21 protein-coding genes are annotated in these 20274 nt (G+C 54.1%); 19 read left to right on the top strand and 2 right to left on the bottom strand.

Features of this window, described 5'->3' with window-relative positions:
• Positions 1–206 precede the first annotated feature (206 nt).
• The 10 genes from ccmA (at position 207) to mlaA (ending at position 8241) form a co-directional block, all read left to right on the top strand.
• A complete protein-coding gene (gene ccmA / locus GW579_RS07595; RefSeq protein WP_165058350.1) occupies positions 207–848 on the top strand; it encodes a cytochrome c biogenesis heme-transporting ATPase CcmA in 642 nt (213 codons plus the stop codon).
• A 21-nt stretch (positions 849–869) separates the two neighbouring features.
• Positions 870–1529 carry a heme exporter protein CcmB gene (ccmB, locus tag GW579_RS07590; protein ID WP_152324424.1) on the top strand — a complete coding sequence of 220 codons (660 nt, stop codon included), beginning with the start codon at positions 870–872 and terminating at the stop codon, positions 1527–1529.
• Positions 1530–1745: 216 nt separating this feature from the next.
• On the top strand, positions 1746–2483 hold the full coding sequence (locus GW579_RS07585; RefSeq protein ID WP_165058348.1) for a heme ABC transporter permease: 738 nt from the start codon (positions 1746–1748) through the stop codon (positions 2481–2483).
• Positions 2480–2740: a heme exporter protein CcmD gene (gene ccmD / locus GW579_RS07580; RefSeq protein WP_152324422.1), complete on the top strand. Its 261-nt coding sequence runs from the start codon at positions 2480–2482 to the stop codon at positions 2738–2740. The genes GW579_RS07585 and ccmD overlap by 4 nt, the downstream gene beginning before the upstream one ends.
• Entirely contained in the window at positions 2737–3231 is a 495-nt protein-coding gene (gene ccmE / locus GW579_RS07575; RefSeq protein WP_101076162.1) for a cytochrome c maturation protein CcmE, read from the top strand. The genes ccmD and ccmE overlap by 4 nt, the downstream gene beginning before the upstream one ends.
• Complete coding sequence (locus GW579_RS07570) at positions 3228–5198, top strand: heme lyase CcmF/NrfE family subunit (protein WP_152324421.1); 1971 nt, start codon at positions 3228–3230, stop codon at positions 5196–5198. The genes ccmE and GW579_RS07570 overlap by 4 nt, the downstream gene beginning before the upstream one ends.
• Positions 5195–5746 carry a DsbE family thiol:disulfide interchange protein gene (locus tag GW579_RS07565; RefSeq protein WP_152324420.1) on the top strand — a complete coding sequence of 184 codons (552 nt, stop codon included), beginning with the start codon at positions 5195–5197 and terminating at the stop codon, positions 5744–5746. The genes GW579_RS07570 and GW579_RS07565 overlap by 4 nt, the downstream gene beginning before the upstream one ends.
• On the top strand, positions 5743–6228 hold the full coding sequence (locus GW579_RS07560; RefSeq protein ID WP_152324419.1) for a cytochrome c-type biogenesis protein: 486 nt from the start codon (positions 5743–5745) through the stop codon (positions 6226–6228). Before GW579_RS07565 ends, GW579_RS07560 begins: the two co-directional genes overlap by 4 nt.
• Entirely contained in the window at positions 6225–7439 is a 1215-nt protein-coding gene (ccmI, locus tag GW579_RS07555; RefSeq protein ID WP_165058346.1) for a c-type cytochrome biogenesis protein CcmI, read from the top strand. Before GW579_RS07560 ends, ccmI begins: the two co-directional genes overlap by 4 nt.
• Positions 7440–7473: 34 nt before the next feature.
• A complete protein-coding gene (mlaA, locus tag GW579_RS07550) occupies positions 7474–8241 on the top strand; it encodes a phospholipid-binding lipoprotein MlaA (protein ID WP_152324417.1) in 768 nt (255 codons plus the stop codon).
• A 92-nt stretch (positions 8242–8333) separates the two neighbouring features.
• On the opposite strand, the gene fadL is transcribed toward mlaA, so the two are convergent.
• The gene (gene fadL, locus GW579_RS07545) at positions 8334–9611 is read right to left on the bottom strand and encodes a long-chain fatty acid transporter FadL (protein ID WP_152324416.1); all 1278 of its coding nucleotides are present in this window, start codon (positions 9609–9611) and stop codon (positions 8334–8336) included.
• Positions 9612–10028: 417 nt separating this feature from the next.
• Here fadL and GW579_RS07540 point away from each other — a divergent pair, with 417 nt between their 5' ends.
• The 4 genes from GW579_RS07540 (at position 10029) to sixA (ending at position 14982) form a co-directional block, all read left to right on the top strand.
• Complete coding sequence (locus tag GW579_RS07540; protein ID WP_165058344.1) at positions 10029–10361, top strand: YfcZ/YiiS family protein; 333 nt, start codon at positions 10029–10031, stop codon at positions 10359–10361.
• Positions 10362–10566: 205 nt separating this feature from the next.
• The gene (fadI, locus tag GW579_RS07535; protein WP_165058342.1) at positions 10567–11880 is read left to right on the top strand and encodes an acetyl-CoA C-acyltransferase FadI; all 1314 of its coding nucleotides are present in this window, start codon (positions 10567–10569) and stop codon (positions 11878–11880) included.
• Positions 11877–14078 (top strand): fatty acid oxidation complex subunit alpha FadJ, encoded by a 2202-nt coding sequence (fadJ, locus tag GW579_RS07530; protein WP_165058340.1) that lies wholly within the window; start codon positions 11877–11879, stop codon positions 14076–14078. Before fadI ends, fadJ begins: the two co-directional genes overlap by 4 nt.
• Positions 14079–14493: 415 nt before the next feature.
• Positions 14494–14982 (top strand): phosphohistidine phosphatase SixA, encoded by a 489-nt coding sequence (sixA, locus tag GW579_RS07525; protein WP_165058338.1) that lies wholly within the window; start codon positions 14494–14496, stop codon positions 14980–14982.
• Positions 14983–15066: 84 nt separating this feature from the next.
• On the opposite strand, the gene smrB is transcribed toward sixA, so the two are convergent.
• Entirely contained in the window at positions 15067–15606 is a 540-nt protein-coding gene (gene smrB, locus GW579_RS07520; protein ID WP_104924666.1) for an endonuclease SmrB, read from the bottom strand.
• Positions 15607–15808: 202 nt separating this feature from the next.
• Between smrB and prmB the strand changes: the two genes are divergently transcribed.
• The 5 genes from prmB to GW579_RS07495 all read left to right on the top strand — a co-directional run bounded on the left by prmB (position 15809) and on the right by GW579_RS07495 (position 20268).
• Positions 15809–16741 (top strand): 50S ribosomal protein L3 N(5)-glutamine methyltransferase, encoded by a 933-nt coding sequence (gene prmB, locus GW579_RS07515; RefSeq protein WP_165058336.1) that lies wholly within the window; start codon positions 15809–15811, stop codon positions 16739–16741.
• 74 nt (positions 16742–16815) lie between these two features.
• On the top strand, positions 16816–17901 hold the full coding sequence (aroC, locus tag GW579_RS07510; RefSeq protein ID WP_165058334.1) for a chorismate synthase: 1086 nt from the start codon (positions 16816–16818) through the stop codon (positions 17899–17901).
• 85 nt (positions 17902–17986) lie between these two features.
• Positions 17987–18760, top strand: a complete 774-nt coding sequence (mepA, locus tag GW579_RS07505) for a penicillin-insensitive murein endopeptidase (RefSeq protein ID WP_101076466.1) — start codon at positions 17987–17989, stop codon at positions 18758–18760.
• Positions 18761–18807: 47 nt separating this feature from the next.
• On the top strand, positions 18808–19608 hold the full coding sequence (locus GW579_RS07500; protein WP_152324410.1) for a sulfite exporter TauE/SafE family protein: 801 nt from the start codon (positions 18808–18810) through the stop codon (positions 19606–19608).
• A 102-nt stretch (positions 19609–19710) separates the two neighbouring features.
• The gene (locus GW579_RS07495) at positions 19711–20268 is read left to right on the top strand and encodes an elongation factor P hydroxylase (RefSeq protein ID WP_152324409.1); all 558 of its coding nucleotides are present in this window, start codon (positions 19711–19713) and stop codon (positions 20266–20268) included.
• The last annotated feature ends 6 nt before the right edge of the window (positions 20269–20274 follow it).

Raw genomic sequence — 20274 nt, 5'->3', positions numbered from 1 at the left:
AGGCGAGGCCGGGAATTTATGAGCAGATATACAAATAAGTTACAAATCGTTAACCCATGAACCTTATGGGTCATTTTTGGGGCAATGTCTGCGATATCAGACTTTTCTGGCGGGCGTTTATATGTAATAACGTACCGCTCCCTAAGCTGCGTCGTGCCGGACGCCTGTGATATGATGCGGACTTGTGAAAAATAAGAGACATCTCCATGTTTGAAGCCCTTAACCTGAGCTGCGTTCGCGATGAGCGGACCTTGTTTAGTGGCTTGAGTTTCACGGTTTTACCGGGCGAAATGGTGCAGATTGAAGGCAGGAACGGTGCCGGTAAAACCAGTTTGCTGCGTATTCTGGCCGGGCTGTCCTCTCCGGACGCCGGTGAAGTCCGCTGGCAGGGCGTCAATACCCGCCGTCAGCGCGATGTTTTTCATCAGGAACTTCTGTATCTCGGTCATCAGCCCGGCATAAAGTCAGTGCTTACTGCGTTTGAAAACCTTGCCTTCTATCTGTCTGTCAGCAGTCCGTCTGTTCGCGGTGACGCCGCATCGGAAGCTATTTATCAGGCACTCGAAAATGTCGGCCTGCTGGGTTACGAAGATGTCACGGTCGCGCAGATGTCCGCCGGGCAGCAACGGCGCGTGGCGCTGGCGCGTTTATGGCTGAGCAATGCGCCGCTGTGGATCCTCGATGAACCGCTGACTGCCATTGATAAGCAGGGTGTTGCGACGCTGATTGCGCTGTTCGAACAGCATGCGGAGCAGGGCGGAATGGTGCTGCTGACCACGCATCAGGATTTGCAGGGCGTTAACCGCGACGTGCGGAAAATCCGACTGACCGGCGCAGCGCTGGCGTGACGCGAAAGGGAAAGAGACGGAATGTTTACTAAGGTTCTGAGCCGCGAACTGAAAATTGCTTTTCGAAAAAGCGCAGAAATTATCAACCCGCTGTGGTTTTTCCTGATTGTTATTACGCTGTTTCCGTTAGGAATTGGCCCGGAGCCAAAACTGCTTGCCCGGATCGCCCCCGGTATTGTCTGGGTTGCAGCGCTGTTATCGTCCCTGCTGGCGCTGGAAAGGTTGTTTCGCGATGACTATCTCGACGGCACGCTTGAGCAACTTTTGTTATTACCCTCGCCGCTGGCACTCACGGTTCTGGGGAAAGTATGTGCTCACTGGGTGGTGACCGGTTTGCCGTTACTGATCCTGTCTCCGCTGATTGCCCTGTTACTTTCGCTGGATTTTGAGACCTGGAAAGCCGTCGCGCTGACGATTTTACTGGGGACGCCGACGCTGAGTTTTATCGGCGCCATCGGTGTGGCGCTCACCGTCGGGCTGCGCAAGGGTGGTGTGTTGCTGAGTCTGCTGGTTCTGCCGTTGTATATTCCGGTGCTGATTTTTGCCACCGGTGCCATTGATGCCGCGTCGATGTCGATGCCCATCGGCGGGTATCTGGCGATCCTCGGTGCGATGTTAGCGGGCAGTGCGACGCTTACGCCGTTTGCTACCGCAGCCGCATTAAGAGTCAGCGTTCACTAACCGTTTGTGTCTGTAAGTGCGCTGGCGCGGATTTATTTTACGTGCCGTTACAATAGAGAAGAAAAAACGCAACCTTTGACTAACATCACACTTCTCTATAGTGAACAATAGACATGCCAACAATAAGTGCGGGGAATTTCCTTCCGACCGCACAAGAGCCCACCGAGGTTCCACGGCAACCCACACAGTGACATTTTAAAGTGAGCAACGATAACAATGTGGAAATGGTTACATCAACTTGCGCGGCCTGAACGGCTTTACCACGTCTGTGGCCGGTTCATTCCGTGGCTCGGGCTTATCGGTATTGCCTGTCTGGTGATCGGCTGGGTTTGGGGTTTTGGCTATGCGCCGCCCGACTATCAGCAAGGTAACAGCTACCGGATTATGTACATTCACGTCCCGGCGGCGATCTGGTCGATGGGGATTTACAGCGCAATGGCCATTGCGGCATTCATCGGCCTGGTGTGGCAGATGAAAATGTCAGATCTGACCGTTGCTGCGATGGCGCCGGTCGGTGCCGTTTTCACGTTTATCGCGCTGGTTACCGGCTCGGCCTGGGGCAAACCGATGTGGGGCACCTGGTGGGTCTGGGATGCGCGTCTGACGTCCGAACTTGTGCTGCTGTTCCTCTATCTCGGGGTGATTGCATTATATAATGCCTTTGACGATCGCCGTCTGGCGGGGCGCGCTGCGGGGATTCTGGTACTGGTCGGCGTGGTCAATATTCCTATCATTCATTACTCCGTTCAGTGGTGGAACACGCTGCATCAGGGTTCCACCAACATGCAGCAAACTATCGACCCGAGTATGCGTTATCCGCTGCGCTGGGCGATTTTCGGTTATCTGTTCTTCTTTATTACTCTCACGCTGATGCGTTTACGCAACCTGATCCTGAATCAGGAGCGCCTGCGTCCGTGGGTGGCTGGCCTGCTGAAAAAGGAGCCTCGCGGATGAGCCCTGCATTCTCAAGCTGGCACGATTTTTTCGCCATGGGCGGATATGCCTTTTATGTCTGGCTGTCGGTGGCGGCAACCCTGATTTCCCTGATTGCGCTGGTGGTGCATACCCTCGTGCAGCATCGTCAGATTCTGGACGATGTGAAACGCCGTCAGGCTCGCGAAAAACGCATTAATCAGTCCACGTCTAAAAAACAGCAAGGCGCACAGACGTCACCGCTGGAACCGGACACATCCGGGGAGAAGTTATTGTGAATCCACGTCGTAAGAAGCGCCTGTCGCTGGCGCTGGTGGTGCTGATCGGCCTCGGCCTGAGCATTTCACTGGTGATGTATGCGCTGCGTTCCAACATTGATTTGTTCTATACACCGAGTGAAATCTTGCAGGGCAAAGGCGAAAACCACGAAATGCCGGAAGTCGGCCAGCGCCTGCGCATCGGCGGCATGGTGATGCCCGGTTCGGTAAAACGGGATCCGAAAAGCCTTCAGGTGAGCTTCAAGATTTATGATGCACGCGGCGCGATTGCGGTGACGTACAACGGCATTCTCCCGGACCTGTTCCGTGAAGGACAGGGTGTGGTGGCGCAGGGTGTGATGGAGCCGGGGAATGTCGTGAATGCGATTCAGGTTCTGGCCAAACACGATGAAAAATATGTGCCGCCGGAAGTTGCCGACGCCATGAAAGAAAACCACAAAGGGCCCGCTTCTGCCTACGTGGGTAACGATAAAGGAAATAACCGCTCATGATGCCGGAACTGGGAACATTTGCACTCTGTCTGGCGTTAGGGCTGGCGGTTTTACTGAGTATTTACCCGCAATGGGGCGCGGCGCGACAGGATAACCGGATGATGGCGATGGCGCGTCCGCTATCGTACGGCATGTTCGCCTGCATCGTGCTGGCGTTTGCGATTCTGGTTCACGCGTTTGTGGTGAATGATTTTACCGTCGCGTATGTCGCTAACAATTCCAATACCCATTTGCCGGTGTATTACCGCGTGGCGGCCACCTGGGGCGCGCACGAAGGATCGCTGCTGTTATGGGTGTTGCTGCTGAGTTGCTGGACGCTGGCCGTTGCGTTGTTCAGCCGTCAGATGCCGCAAGATGCCGTGGCGCGCGTGCTCGCCGTGATGGGCATGATCACCGGTGGTTTCCTGCTGTTTATTCTGCTGACGTCGAATCCGTTTATCCGCTCTTTACCGAATTTCCCGGTGGATGGCAGTGACCTGAATCCGGTGTTGCAGGATATCGGGCTGATTTTCCATCCGCCATTGCTGTACATGGGTTACGTTGGTTTCTCGGTGGCATTCGCGTTTGCGATTGCTTCGCTGATGGCTGGGCGGCTTGATACCGCGTGGGCGCGCTGGTCGCGTCCGTGGACCACGGCGGCGTGGGTGTTTCTGACCATCGGCATCGTGCTCGGTTCTGCGTGGGCATATTACGAATTAGGTTGGGGCGGCTGGTGGTTCTGGGATCCGGTCGAGAACGCCTCATTTATGCCGTGGCTGGCGGGAACCGCGCTTATCCACTCGCTCGCCGTGACTGAAAAACGCGGGACATTCAAAGCCTGGACGGTTCTGCTGGCGATCACCGCGTTCTCGCTGTGTCTGCTCGGGACTTTCCTGGTGCGTTCCGGTGTGCTGGTATCGGTTCACTCGTTCGCCTCAGATCCGGCGCGCGGCATGTTTATCCTCGCGTACTTAGTGATTGTTATCGGCGGCTCCTTGCTGCTGTACGCCTTTAAAGGCAACTCGGTGCGCGCACCGAGCCGTCATGAACTGCATTCGCGCGAAAGTTATCTGCTTGGCAATAATGTTTTGCTGGTCGCCGCCATGCTGGTGGTTTTGCTCGGCACGCTGTTACCGCTGATTCATAAACAGCTCGGGCTGGGCAGCATTTCCATCGGCGAACCGTTCTTTAATACGATGTTTACCTGGCTGATGGCGCCGCTGGCGCTGTTGTTAGGCATCGGCCCGCTGGTGCGCTGGCGTCGTGACGAACCGAGCAAAATGTGGCGTCGTCTGGGCGTTGCGCTGGTGGTGACGCTGATTCTGTCGATTCTTCTGCCGTGGTTGTTGCAGGACAAAATTGTTGGCATGACCGTTGTCGGCCTGCTGATGTCGGTGTGGGTGATTGTGCTGACGCTGATGGAGCTGCATGAACGCGCCACGCACCGTCATTCGTTCTGGCGCGGCCTGACCAAACTTTCCCGCAGCCACTGGGGCATGGTGCTCGGTCATCTGGGCGTGGCAGTCACGGTGATTGGTATTGCGTTCAGCCAGAATTACAGCGTTGAGCGCGATGTGCGCATGAAAGCCGGTGATACCGTGGATATTCATAATTATCACTTTGTCTTTCGTGACGTTCGCGACATTACCGGCCCGAACTATACCGGCGGTGAAGCGAACATCGACGTCACGCAGAACGGCAAAAAAGTCACCACGCTGCACGCGGAAAAACGCTTTTACAGCGTGGCGCGCAGCATGATGACCGAAGCTGCCATCGACGGTAATCTGGCGCGTGACTTGTACGCCGCGCTGGGCGAAGAGCTGGATGACGGCTCGTGGGCGGTGCGTTTGTACTACAAACCGTTTGTCCGCTGGATCTGGCTGGGCGGGCTCTTTATGGCTGCCGGCGGCGTGTTGTGTATTCTCGATCCGCGATACCGCATGAGCAAAAAACTGAAGAAACAAGGCAAGGCGGAGGCTGAAGCATGAACCGTAAACTTCTTTTTATTCCGCTGGTTCTGTTTCTGGCGCTGGCGGCGGCATTTTTAGTCCAGCTGACGCGCAACGCCAACGGCGATGATCCTACGTTGCTGGAATCTGCCCTGATCGGCAAACCGGTGCCGGTATTCAAGCTGGAATCGCTGGCGCAGGCCGGAAAAACTTACGATCAGTCAGTGTTGCGTGACGGCAAACCGATATTGCTGAACGTCTGGGCGACGTGGTGCCCGACCTGCCGCGCCGAACATGATTATCTCAATACCCTGGCGGCGAAAGGCGTACGTGTGGTGGGGCTGAACTACAAAGATGACCGGCAGAAAGCGGTGAACTGGCTGAATACGCTGGGTAATCCGTACATGCTGAGTCTGTACGACGGCGACGGAATGCTGGGGTTAGATCTCGGCGTGTACGGTGCGCCGGAAACTTTCCTGATCGACGGACAGGGCATTATCCGCTATCGCCATGCGGGTGATTTGAATGAGAAAGTCTGGCAGAGCGAAGTGTTGCCGTTGTACAAAAAATACGGTGGCAACGCATGAAAATCTTACGTGCATTGCCTGCGTTAATGCTCGGTGTGGCACTGAGCTTCAGCGCTTTCGCCGCCATCGATACCTATCAGTTTAAATCGCCACAGCAGGAGCAGGATTACCGCGAGATCACCGCGCAACTGCGCTGCCCGAAATGCCAGAACACCAATATTGCAGCGTCCGATTCAATTATCGCGGCGGATATGCGTACCAAAGTTTTCCAGTTGCTTGAGCAGGGCCAGAACAAACAGCAAATCGTGGCTTACATGGTCGCGCGTTATGGCAATTTTGTGACCTACGAACCGCCGGTAACGCCATCCACCTTTATATTGTGGCTCGGACCGGTGCTGGTGGTCATTATCGGCGCGGTGATGATTTTTATGCGTTCCCGCCGTGGCGAAGTGCGTTTGAAAAATATGACCGAAGAAATGTCAGAACAAGAGAGACAGCGCCTGGCACAGTTACTTAAAGACAGCGACAGGACAGGATCATGAGTATTTTTTGGCTGTGTATTTTGGTGATGCTGGTGATCGCGCTGGCGCTGTTTATCGTGCCGGTGATCCGTGGCGATCGCGCGGAACATACATCGCGCGATGCGCTGAACAAAGCGTTTTATCATCACCGTTTGAGTGAGCTTGAAGAAGACGAAGCGCAGGGCGTGGTGGATGAACGTCCGGCGCATATTCAGGAATTGCAGGAAAACTTGCTGACTGATATCCCTGACGGCTACGCACCGGCTGCATCACAACCGATCGGCCGCTGGACGCTGGTACCGGGTGCGATTTTGCTGGTGATCATCACGCTGGGCCTCTATTTATATGCGGGCGGATTAGGGCAGGTGAGTGCGTGGAATCAGGTGATGCAGCACATGCCTGATTTGCGTCATCGTATCGCGGATGACCACGGTACGCCGCTGACCGCAAGAGATGTGCAGGATTTAGGGCTGGGATTACGGACCGATTTGCAGGCCGATCCGAAAAATGTGCAGGACTGGGTGATGCTTGGCCGCGTGGGGATGGCGCTCAATAACGCCGCTACGGCCACGCAGGCTTACGGCCATGCGTATGAACTGGCCCCGAATGATATGTCAGTAAAACTCGGTTATGCCGAAGTGTTAACCCGTTCGTCTGATCCGCAAGATAACCTTACCGGCGGCAATCTTTTACGCAGTATGCTGGAAAAATCTCAGGGTGATCTGCGTGTATTAAGCTTGCTGGCCTATAATGAATATGAACAAGGTCACTATCCGCAAGCTATTGGCGCGTGGGAAGTTATGCTGAAAATTCTGCCTGCGGGTGATAAACGGCTTGAGATGGTTCAGGCAAGCATTGAACAGGCAAAGCAGAAAGCGGGAATCGATCAGGTTAAACTGGCGGTAAACGTAACGCTTTCTGCGGATGCTCAGCAGAAACTTCCGCAGGATGGCACGGTCTTTATCTCGGTGACTGATGGCAGCAGTCCGGTGCCGGTTGCAGTGAAAAAGTTGCCGATGAGCCGCTTCCCGCTGGCGATTACCGTGGATGACAGCAACGCGATGATGCCGGAACGCTTGCTTTCTTCGCTGCATCAATTAAAAGTACGCGTTCGTATTTCACAAAACGGCCTGGCAACACCGGCCACAGGTGACTGGTACGGCGACAGTCCGCTGACCCATTTTGCCGGTAACGGCCAGGTCAGCATTGAAATTAATCAGCAGGTTCCTTAATCAGGAACCGACGATCAAAAACAGGGAGATATCCATGAACTTACGCCTGACTGGGCTGGCGTTTGCGACAGTTTTGCTGGTCGGTTGTGCCGGCACGTCCGGATCATCGGACAGCGAACAGCAGGGACGATCTGATCCGCTGGAAGGTTTCAACCGCGCGATGTTTAACTTCAACTTTAACTACATGGACCCGTATGTACTGCGTCCTGTGGCTGTTGCCTGGCGTGATTACGTGCCCCAACCGGCGCGTAACGGCACCAGTAATTTCCTGAGTAACCTTGATGAACCGGCCAGCATGGTGAACTCCTTGCTGAAAGGCGATCCGTACCGTGCGGCGATCCACTTCAACCGTTTCTTCCTTAATACCCTTCTGGGGATGGGCGGTCTGATTGATGTGGCGTCGATGGCGAACCCGAAACTGGCACGCGAAGAAGCGCAAGGATTCGGCAGTACGCTGGGACATTACGGGGTGGGTTACGGCCCGTACGTGATGTTGCCAGCTTACGGCAGTGCGACAATTCGTGATGAAGGTGGCGATCTGGTCGATGACCTGTATCCGATGCTCAGCTATCTGACCTTCTGGATGTCAGCCGGTAAGTGGGTATTGCAGGGCGTAGAAACCCGTGCTGAATTGCTCGATTCTGACGGCCTGATCCGAAACTCTTCCGACCCTTACCTGATGATCCGCGAAGCGTACTTCCAGCGCCATGACTTCCTGGCGAGAGGCGGTCAGCTGACGCCGCAGGTGAACCCGAATGCTGCACTGATTCAGGGTGATCTGAAGGATATCGATTCAGAGTAATCTTCTGATCAAGTTTATCCGTTTCAGATTCAGTGCCAAAAAAAGCGCCTTTCGGCGCTTTTTTCATTTATGTGCTCTGTCGTGAAAACCGGTTAGAAGCTGTAGTTAAAGTTCGCACCGTACAACATCGCGGTACCTTTAGCTTGGAACTCATAGTTAGGTACGCCGTCAGCCACTTTCTCGCTGATATTCACAGTCTGGCCATGCATGTAAGACACACCGACATCGACGGAAGCATCTTTATTGAAGGCATAAGTGGTACCGGCTGAAATCCAGAAGCGGTCCTGATCCGGGATAGAAATGGTGCGGTTATCTGCCGGAACCGGGCTGTCATCGAAGGCAATACCGGTACGGAATGTCCAGTTATCATCGTAGTAATAGGTGGTACCCAACGCGATGCGGTAAGCATCATGGTAGCCTTCATCTTTCTGGAACAGGGTCTGGCCGTTAGACCCGGTGGCTTTCAGCTCCTGGAACTGGCTCCAACTGGTGTAAGCCAGGCTGTAGTGAATCGCCCATTTCGGTGCCACTTTGTTATAACCGGACAGTTCCCACATTTCTGGCAGGTTCAGGGTCAGGGAACCCGGAACGGTATGGCCGCCCGTGCCGCCTAACGCTTGCGGAATGCCGTTGCGGTATTCACCGTCGAAATCGATTTTGACTTCAGAGCGGTAGGTGAAACCGTAGCGGTTATTATCATCCACTTCATACAAGATACCGGCGTTCCAGCCGTAGCCCCATTCGTTGCCTTTCAGCTTAGCGGCTTCGGTATCTGCCGGCAGCAAACCGCCGGTTTTAAGCGGCACCAGTTCGCCCGCAGTACGGCGGATTTTCGCTTTCGCGTAGACGGCATCAAAGCCCACACCGAAGCTGAAATTCTGGTTCAAACGGTAAGCAACACTTAAGTTAGTGTTAACGGTAGTGAGGTCTGTTTCACCACCGATCGGGCCTGCCGGATAACTATCGTTAAATTCTGTCGCCAGACCGTAGTTAGACGTCGCAGATGCGCCGACCGCCCACTGGTCATCCAGCGGCATAATAAAGTGGATATTTGGCACCCACTGATTAGGCGCAATGTTACCTGCATCAGTACTGGCACCGGTGACCGGGGATTTGCCCGTCACACTGACGTCCGGATCGACGTAAACCGCGCCCATAGAAAACGCCGGGCGGTTAAACATGGTCATGGTTGCCGGGTTACGGCTGCCGGATGCGGCGGTGTCAGCGATAGCACCTTCGCCTGAGAAAGAACGACCTAAACCCGCAGCAGTATATTCATTTAACTGAAAACCTGCTGCGTATACGTTGGAGGAAACAATTGCCACTGCAGCTGCCAGAGCTGATCTTTTAAACAGGTTTTTCTGGTTCATGACCAAAACCTCAATTTTATGTTTTTTATCAAACAATGTTACATGAAGTAACAATGAGCGCGGGATTGTAGGGTTCGTTATCAGTCTGACAAATCAGACCAGTGAGCGAAGTATAGGTCTGACCTGTGGTGTAGTTGCAATAATGTTTCATTGATATTTATAAAATGATGCAAGAAATTGGATCCACTTAACAAAAAACCAACAATAAAAGTTCAATTAAGAAACGTTAAAGTGATAACGATGACGTAGTTTTAATCGATTACTTACATATACGTGATCTGGATCACTTCAAAGGCACATAATAAGTAAGTGCTAGTGTGTTGTCAGAACGGCGGCGTAAAATACAGGCTGGAAATAAAACTTTATTCGCAAACAGGCCAGACGGTGGACGTTGCCGTTGATGCCGGGGAGAAAATTATGTCTGACGTAACCATGTCCTCTAAATCCACTCAACCTCTGCACTCCATTAACAAATGCGGCGCAGAAGAAACTGCGGCCTGCTGCTGTGTTGATGTGGGTACCATCATGGACAACACCGATTGCACCGCTTCTTACCTGCACGTTTTCGAAACCGAAGCGCAGGCCAAAGAAATGCTGCAAACTCTGACCGAACGCGCACGCGGCGTTGAATCGGAGCCGTGCGAAATTAACAGTAAGATTGAAAAAGTTGACGATGGCGTTGAGCTCAAAGTGGATTTCACTTTCTCCTGCCAGGCAGAGACCATGATCTTCCAGCTCGGATTACGTTAATTAATTCTGCTTTTAAAATGCCGCTGCCAGACAGCGGTATTTTTTTGTCTGCTATTTTTTACAGCCTCTTTTTTCTCACTCTCATTTCAGAAAAATTTGCTGTTGCTCGCACTTCAAACCCTTTCACTTTGCCAAATGTAAATACATAGTTAACACTGAGTTATCAGGTCTGACCTCTTAAGACCCTATTTACTCAGGAGCTTGTATGAACAAAGTCATTCCACTGGTTACGCGTGAAGGCGATCGCATTGCGATTGTTGATGGTTTGCGCACGCCGTTTGCCAAGCAGGCCACCGCCTATCACGGGATCCCCGCTGTGGATTTAGGTAAAACCGTGGTCAGCGAGCTGCTGGCGAAAAGTGGAATCGATCCGAAAGACATTGATCAGCTGGTGTTCGGACAGGTTGTCCAGATGCCCGAAGCGCCGAATATTGCGCGCGAAATTGTGCTCGGCACCGGAATGAATGTTTCGACCGACGCCTACAGCGTTTCCCGCGCCTGCGCGACCAGTTTTCAGGCGGTGGCGAACGTTGCCGAAAGTATTCTCAGCGGCACAGTGCGCGTCGGGATTGCGGGCGGGGCTGATTCCTCATCGGTGCTGCCGATTGGTGTCAGTAAACGCCTCGCCAGAGCACTGGTTGATGTCAATAAAGCGCGTACGCTGTCGCAGCGTCTTGCGATTTTCAGCAAACTGAAATTACGCGATCTGCTGCCGGTTCCTCCGGCGGTGGCGGAATATTCCACTGGCCTGCGCATGGGTGATACCGCTGAACAGATGGCGAAAAGCCACGGTATTTCCCGCGAACAGCAGGATGAGCTGGCGCACCGTTCGCACACGCTGGCCGCGCTGGCCTGGGAACAGGGTTATCTGAGCTCACAGGTAATGGCGGCGCAGGTTCCGCCTTATCGTGAAGTGCTGCAAAAAGACAACAACATCCGCCTGAATTCAGAAATCGGGCAGTACGCGAAACTGCGTCCGGCATTTGACCGTAAACACGGCACCGTGACGGCGGCAACCAGTACGCCGCTCACCGACGGTGCCGCCGCCGTTCTGATGATGAGCGAATCCCGCGCCCGTGAATTAGGGCTTGAGCCGCTGGGCTATCTGAAGAGCTTTGCGTTTTCCGCTATTGACGTCTGGGAAGACATGCTTCTCGGCCCGGCATACGCCACGCCGCTGGCGTTAGATCGCGCCGGGCTGACGCTGGCGGATCTGGATCTGATTGATATGCATGAAGCCTTTGCCGCGCAGACGCTGGCAAATATCAAAATGCTGGCCAGTGATGAATTCGCCCGCGAAAAACTGGGGCGCAGTCAGGCAGTTGGCGAAATCGACTGGGATAAATTCAACGTTTTAGGCGGTTCGCTGGCCTACGGCCATCCGTTTGCCGCAACCGGCGCACGGATGATCACGCAAACGCTGCATGAATTACGCCGTCGCGGCGGAAAATACGGGCTGACCACCGCCTGCGCCGCCGGGGGCCTGGGTGCCGCAATGATTCTGGAGGCAGCGCAATGAGGGACAACATGGACAATTCCGTGCTGGCAGAACAGTCATCCGCAGAACCGGTTTCTGCATTCTCGCTGATGTTTACGGCAGAACATGTGGGCATCATCACCATTGATGTTCCCGGTGAAAAAGTGAATACCCTGAAGGCTGAATTTGCTCAGCAAATCTGCGCTATTTTGCAAAAAGCGCAGCAATATCCGAATCTGAAAGGTCTGGTGCTGGTTTCCGGTAAAAGCGATTCATTTATTGCCGGTGCCGACATCACGATGATTTCCGGCTGCAAAACGGCGGCTGAAGCCAGCGAACTGGCGCAAAAAGGCCAGACGGTGATGTCGCAGATAGCCTCGTTTTCCGTGCCGGTTGTGGCGGCTATTCACGGTGCCTGCCTGGGTGGCGGACTCGAACTGGCGCTGGCGTGCCATTCCCGCGTCTGTTCCCTTGATGATAAAACTCAGCTCGGCCTGCCGGAAGTTCAGCTCGGGCTGTTACCCGGTTCGGGCGGCACGCAGCGTTTGCCGCGGTTAATCGGTGCGCCGAAAGCGCTGGATATGATGCTCACCGGGCGCAGCATTCGCGCGAAACAGGCGCTGAGAATGGGGCTGGTGGACGACGCCGTGCCTTATTCTATTTTGCTGAAAACGGCGCTGGAACGTGTCGCCAAAGGTCGCAAATCCCGGCCACCTTTGCCGTGGCAGGCGCGGCTGGCGGGCGGTCCGCTGGGAAAAAGCCTGTTGTTCTCTTTTGTGCGTAAACAGACCCGCGCAAAAACGCACGGTAATTATCCGGCCACGGAAAAAATCATTGATGTGGTGAAAACCGGTCTCGATCAGGGCAGCGGAAACGGCTATCAGGCCGAAGCCAAGGCGTTTGGCGAACTGGTGATGACGCCGCAATCTGCCGCGCTTCGCGGTTTATTCTTTGCCTCGACGGCGCTGAAAAAAGAAAAAGGCGCTCACGCTGAGCCGTTGCCGGTCCACCGCGTCGGTATCCTGGGTGGCGGGCTGATGGGCGGCGGTATTGCGAATGTCACCGCGACCCGCGCCGGGCTGCCGGTGCGGATTAAAGATATTAATCAGGAAGGCATCCGCCATGCGCTGAAATACAGCTGGGATCTGCTGGAGAAAAAAGTCCGCAGCCGCAGGCTCACCCGTAACGAACAGCAGCGGCAGATGATGCTGATTTCGGGGACTACGGATTACAGCGGTTTTTCGCAGATTGATATTGTGGTGGAAGCGGTATTTGAAGACCTTGCGCTCAAGCAATCCATGGTAGCGGAGATCGAGAAAAATGCGACACCGCGTACCATATTTGCTTCAAACACCTCTTCTTTGCCGATTCATCTGATTGCGGAAAAGGCCACAAGGCCTGATCAGGTTATCGGCCTGCATTATTTTAGCCCGGTAGACAAAATGCCGCTGGTGGAAGTTATTCCCCATGCGGGCACCAGTGCGCAGACGATTTCGACCACGGTCTCGCTGGCGAAGAAACAGGGGAAAACGGCAATTGTGGTCGGTGACAGCGCCGGGTTCTACGTAAACCGCATTCTTGCTCCTTATATCAACGAAGCGGCACGCTGCCTGCTGGCTGGTGAGCCTGTCGATCACATCGATAATGCGCTGGTGAACTTTGGTTTTCCGGTCGGGCCAGTTCAGCTTCTCGACGAAGTGGGCATTGATGTCGGCACTAAAATTGGCCCGATTCTGGTGGAGGCGTTTGGCGATCGTTTTGCCGCCCCATCCGGCTTTGATGCAGTCCTGCAAGACGACCGCAAAGGCCGTAAAAATGGCAAAGGTTTTTATCTCTACGGCCAGAAAGGGCGTGGGGCGAAGAAAAAACAGGTCGATCCGTCGGTCTATCGTTTACTGAATGTCACGCCAAAAGCTCAGCAGTCAGGCGAAGAGATCGCACAGCGCTGCGTCATGCTGATGCTGAATGAAGCCGTCCGCTGCCTGGATGAAAATGTTATCCGCAGTGCGCGTGATGGTGATCTCGGGGCAGTCTTTGGTATTGGTTTTCCGCCGTTTCGTGGCGGGCCGTTCCGTTACATCGACACGCTCGGTGCTGCCACCGTGGTGAAAACGCTGGAACAACTGGCCCAGCGTTACGGTGAGCATTTCACGCCGTGCGACGCTCTGGTACGCAGGGCGGAGCAGGGCGAACGTTTTTATCCAGCGGAGGGCACCAGCGAAAAGGTCAGTAAAGTGTGACTGTGGTCACTGCTTATTACTGAGTTTCGCGGGAATCTGGAATGGATCCTGCTTGTGGCCAGACAAGGCCTGCGGGATCTTTTTTATAGTGAGACTGACTTTGTACAGAAACGATCCCAACCGATTGATCTACAACCGGAGTGGTTAAATAATCGCCTGAATAGTTTACAAGCGGTAAGTGTTGGTGTAAAAAACAGCGTTTTCTTTACGTGAACTTTCAGGCAAAATGCCCGACCGCTGATACTTACCATGCAAAGCATGTGGGCACAGCCGGTTAAGTGGATGTACTGCCTTACAGCTATCTTGTAATGAGAAAGGTCATTTTAAACATGATGAAAAACAGCTGGGCAATGGGTAATACAGCACGCACGGCGTTTCTGTATAGCGCTATTTTTGTTAACAAAAGCGGTGCAATATGCAAGTTGTAATTATGCGTCACGGTGATGCAGTTCTCGAAGCTGCCAGCGATTCAGTTCGCCCGTTAAGCGAATGCGGATGTGACGAATCAGTCCATATGGCGGCCTGGCTGAATGGTCGTGGCGTCAAAATTGATCGCGTCCTGGTCAGTCCGTACCTGCGTGCGCAGCAGACGCTTGAAAAAGTTCGCCAGTGTCTGTCTCTGTCTGAAAACGTAGAAATTGATATTCTCAAAGAGCTGACGCCGGGCGGTGATCCTGCTCTGGTCGCCAGTGAACTGCAACATCTGGCGCTGACCGGCGTCAGCGCTGTGCTGGTGGTTTCCCACCTGCCGCTGGTCGGCTATCTGGTCGCAGAATTGTGCCCGGGAGTTTGCCCGCCGATGTTCGCCACCTCTGCCATGGCAAGTGTGGAGTTGAATGCGCAAACCGGGCAGGGCAGCTTTGACTGGCAGTTTAGTCCGTGCCAGGTCATGGCTAAGGTTTAGTTTTCCGGGACGGAAAGCTAAACAAAGAAAGGCACAGCTTCGGCTGTGCCTTTCTCGTTTCTTGAAATCGATGTTTGTACGGGGTCAGCTTATTTTGTCGTCCAGTTCCACCAGCACCAGCAGGGCGGCGGTGCCACCCAGTTCTTTCGGGGCCTGATGGAACGCTTCGACGTCCGGATGTTGCGCCAGCCAAAGCGGGGTTTGCTGTTTGAGAATATGTTTGCCGTGACCGTGCATCACACAGGCGCAGTGAACATGTTCGCGGCGGCAGGCGGCGATCAGCGCCCCTAATTCCTGCTTGGCTTCTTTCTGCGTTAAACCGTGCAAATCAAGAAACAGCTCGGGGGAATAATCTCCGCGGCGCAATTTCTTCAATTCAAAATGGCTGACGTCTGGCCGGATGTGACGAACCGGGCCTTCTTCCTGCAACATCGGCTGGAATTCATCAGAAAAATAATAACTGGCGTCCACCTGCTCCTGAATCAGCTTTTTTGGTGACAACTCTGACACTTTTTTTCGCAACGGACGGTGAGTAATTGTATCGTTTTTCAGGCGCTTGACGCCCGGAACGGCTTCACGAAACAGGGCCGCTTCCTCCGGGCTCAGTCGGTGTTTTTTCTTCATTTTTTTATCGTCATTTTCGCTCAATTCCGACAGTGTACCTTCCGTCACCCTGCGGTTTAAAGAAAACTCAGGGTTAAATTCTTCGAGGCATCGCGCAAGTGCGTTGACTAGCTACTGATTTGTGGCGGGCTTCGTGGCAAACTATGCGGAAAATTACGGGTTAAACGTCTGTTAAAAACCCTGTACTGCCTGGAGAACAAAATTGGACAAAATTTTCGTCGACGAAGCCGTCAGTGAACTGCATACCATTCAGGACATGCTGCGCTGGACCGTCAGCCGCCTCAATGCGGCCAATGTTTATTACGGTCACGGCACCGATAATCCGTGGGACGAAGCCGTGCAGCTGGTTTTGCCAAGCGTGTTTTTACCGCTCGACATTCCTGAAGACATGCACACGGCGCGTCTGACCTCCAGTGAGCGTCATCGTATTGTTGAGCGCGTGATCCGCCGCGTCAACGAGCGCATTCCGGTCGCCTATCTGACCAACAAAGCCTGGTTCTGCGACATGGAATTTTATGTCGATGAGCGCGTTCTGGTGCCGCGTTCACCGATTGGTGAACTGATTAGCCACCGCTTCTCCGGCATTTTGCACGACAAACCTCAGCACATCCTCGACATGTGTACCGGCAGCGGCTGTATTGCGATTGCCTGTGCTTATGCTTTCCCGGAAACGGAAGTGGACGCCGTGGATATTTCTGCAGACGCGCTGGCCGTGGCCGAACGCAATATCGACACGCACCGTATTGAGAACTGGGTTACACCAATCCGTTCTGACCTGTTCCGTGAACTGCCGCCGCTGCAATACGACCTGATCGTCACGAACCCGCCGTACGTTGACGAAGATGACATGTCCGATTTGCCGCAGGAATACCGCCACGAACCGGTGCTCGGTCTGGCCTCCGGCAGCGATGGCCTGAAACTGACCCGCCGCATTCTGGCCTGCGCGCCGGATTACCTGACCGATGACGGCGTGCTGATTTGTGAAGTGGGCAACAGCATGGTACATCTGATGGATCAATATCCTGAGATCCCGTTCACCTGGCTGGAGTTTGAAAACGGCGGTGACGGTGTCTTCATGCTGACTAAACAGCAACTGCTTGATTGCGCAGAAGAGTTCCGCGCTTACCGCGACTAGACACCCTGTTGACCGGCTGTTCGTCAGCCGGTCATTTTGCAAATAAACAACTTATTAATGGTTAAGGAGCCGTGATGGCAGGGAACAGTATTGGGCAGTTTTTCCGCGTCACCACCTTCGGCGAATCTCACGGTGTGGCACTCGGCTGCATCATTGACGGCGTACCGCCGGGCATCTCGCTGACAGAAGCAGATCTTCAACACGACCTCGACCGTCGTCGTCCGGGAACCTCGCGTTACACCACGCAGCGCCGTGAAGCGGATGAAGTCAAAATCCTGTCCGGCGTCTTTGAAGGCGTGACGACGGGCACCAGCATCGGCCTGATTATCCAGAATACCGATCAGCGCTCGCAGGATTACAGCGCGATCAAAGACGTATTCCGTCCTGGCCATGCCGATTACACCTACGAACAAAAATATGGCGTACGTGACTATCGCGGCGGCGGGCGTTCTTCTGCCCGTGAAACCGCAATGCGTGTGGCCGCAGGCGCGGTAGCGAAGAAATACCTGCTCGAAAAATTCGGCGTTAAAGTGCGCGGCTATATGTCCCAGATGGGCGACATTCAATGTGAACTGAAAGACTGGGATCTGGTCGAAACCAACCCGTTCTTCTGCCCGGATGAAAGCAAGCTGGAAGCGCTGGACGAACTCATGCGCGCGCTGAAAAAAGAAGGCGACTCGATTGGTGCCAAAATCACCGTGGTTGCCGAGCATGTGCCGGTTGGCCTTGGCGAGCCGGTATTCGACCGTCTTGATGCAGATCTGGCGCATGCGCTGATGAGCATTAACGCCGTGAAAGGCGTGGAAATCGGTGACGGTTTTGCCGTAGTCAGCAAACGTGGCAGCGAAAACCGTGACGAAATTACGCCAAACGGTTTTGAAAGCAACCATGCAGGTGGCATTCTCGGCGGGATCAGCAGCGGCCAGCCGGTGGTTGCGCATCTGGCGCTGAAACCGACGTCCAGCATCACCGTTCCGGGACGCACTATTAACCGTGAAGGCGAGCAGGTTGAGATGATCACCAAAGGCCGTCACGATCCGTGCGTGGGGATCCGCGCTGTGCCGATCGCCGAAGCCATGATGGCGATTGTGCTGATGGATCACCTGCTGCGTCAGCGTGCCCAGAACGGCGACGTTCATTCGACCGTGCCACGCTGGTAAGCCTTCGATGAAATTCTTACGTAACGTTCCTGCGTTTAAAACCGCCTGCGCCAGTCTTCTGGCGCTTGCGCTTTGCGCACCGGCCATGGCGGCAACGCCCTGGCAGAAAATTACTCAACCGATTTCCGGCGCGCCGCAGGCAGTGGGAAGTTACGCCAACGGATGTCAGATTGGCGCACAACCTTTGCCGCTGAATTCACCGGATTATCAGGTAATGCGTACCGATCAGCGTCGTTATTTCGGCCAGCCAGATTTACTGGCGTTCATCACGCGACTCGGTACTCAGGCACAGCAAAAAGGGCTGGGTACCATGCTGGTCGGCGATATGGCGATGCCTGCGGGCGGGCGTTTTAGCAGCGGCCATGCCAGCCATCAGTCCGGGCTGGATGTGGATATCTGGCTGCAACTGCCGCGTCAGCGCTGGAGCGAGCAGATGCTGCTCAAACCACAGCCTATCGATCTGGTCAGTGCTAATGGCAAATCTATTGTGCCGAGCCAGTGGCAACCGCGTATCGAAACGCTGATCAAAATGGCCGCGCAGGATAAAGACGTGGTGCGTATTTTTGTGAATGCGGCGATCAAACAACAGCTTTGTCAGGATGCGGGTGCAGACCGTGAATGGCTGCACAAAGTGCGTCCGTGGTTTGGCCATCGTGCGCATATGCATGTGCGTCTGCGTTGCCCTGCGGGGAGCACCGAATGTGAAAATCAGGCTCCGCCTCCTCCGGGTGACGGATGTGGTGCCGAGCTGCAAAGCTGGTTCCTGCCACCGAAACCTTCGACAGGTAAACCGGTGAAATCTGAGCCACCTCCGCTGCCGCCAACTTGTCAGGCGCTGCTGGATAAACACGTTCTTTAACAACGTTTCAATACCTCTTCGCCACGTAAAGCGGGACTGATAGAAAAATGGACTGGTTGATTGTTGCCCCCTGGGTAGTAGGTGTTCTGTTTTTAGTAGCGTTAGTGGCGGGATTTATTGACTCAATCGCAGGCGGGGGCGGCCTTATCAGCCTGCCTGCATTGCTGGCAGCCGGGGTATCTCCGGCCCAGGCGATTGCAACCAACAAGCTTTCGGCGGTAGGCGGTTCTTTCTCCGCCAGCCTGTATTTCGTGCGCCGGAAAGTGGTGGATCTTAACGATCAGAAGCTCAACATTGCCTGCACGTTTGTGGGGTCTGTGCTGGGAGCGATCCTGATCCAGCGCTTACAGGCCGATATGCTGCGTCAGATCCTACCGCTGCTGATCATCTGCATCGGGCTATATTTCCTGCTGACCCCGAAGCTGGGCGAAAGCGATCGCCAGCGACGTCTTTCTGCGCTGCCTTATGCGCTGGTCGGTGGCGGCTGCGTCGGGTTTTATGATGGCTTTTTCGGCCCCGGAGCCGGTTCGTTCTACGCATTAGGCTTTGTGACGTTATGCGGTTTTAACCTCGCTAAAGCTACGGCGCACGCCAAAGTTTTGAACTTCACCTCAAACTTTGGTGGTCTGCTGTTCTTCATTCTGGGCGGCAAAGTTGTCTGGGGATTAGGATTTGTGATGATGGCAGGGCAGTTTATCGGCGCGCGTCTCGGCGCACGCATGGTGCTCACCAAAGGCCAGAAGATGATCCGCCCGATGGTGGTGGTCGTTTCGGTGGTGATGAGCTGCAAACTGATTTATGACAATCATGGTGCAGAAATCCACCAGTGGTTAAGCCTGCATTTATAATGTCAGCAGCAGCAAAATGCTTGCCTGAAGTCATGAAAATACGCGTTTAAACAGGGGTATATTGTCGCCCCTGATCTTACTTTAATGAGTTTCACTGCAATTATGTCTGATTCGACTGCAACACATAACTATCATCAATTGATCGACATTTTTGATTCCTGCTTCTTTGAGGAATTTAACGTTCGCTTAGTGAAAGGCGACGAAGAACCGATCTATCTGCCTGCTGATGAACAAGAACCGTTTAACCGCATTGTGTTCGCACACGGTTATTACGCCAGTGGCATGCATGAAATTTCGCACTGGTGCGTGGCCGGTGCTGAGCGCCGCAAGCTGGTCGATTTTGGCTACTGGTACTGCCCCGACGGTCGTGACGCACAAACGCAAAGCGAATTTGAAAAAGTGGAAATCAAACCGCAATCTTATGAATGGCTGTTTTGCGCGGCGGCGGGTTTTAATTTCAACGTCAGCTGTGACAATCTGAGCGGCGATTGCGAGCCAGATCGCGTGGGCTTCCAGAATAAAGTCCGCGAAGAAGTGCTGCGCATGCTGGAGCAGGGCATTCCTGAAAGACCGGCGCGCTTTATTAAAGCGTTACAATCGTTTTACAATACGGCCCCTTTGACGCCTGCAGATTTCCCTGCATTGCAGCCGGTCGAATAAGAACTG

Source organism: Rahnella contaminans (genome assembly GCF_011065485.1).
GTDB lineage: Bacteria > Pseudomonadota > Gammaproteobacteria > Enterobacterales > Enterobacteriaceae > Rahnella > Rahnella contaminans.
This window is presented reverse-complemented; position numbering and strand designations above follow the sequence as displayed.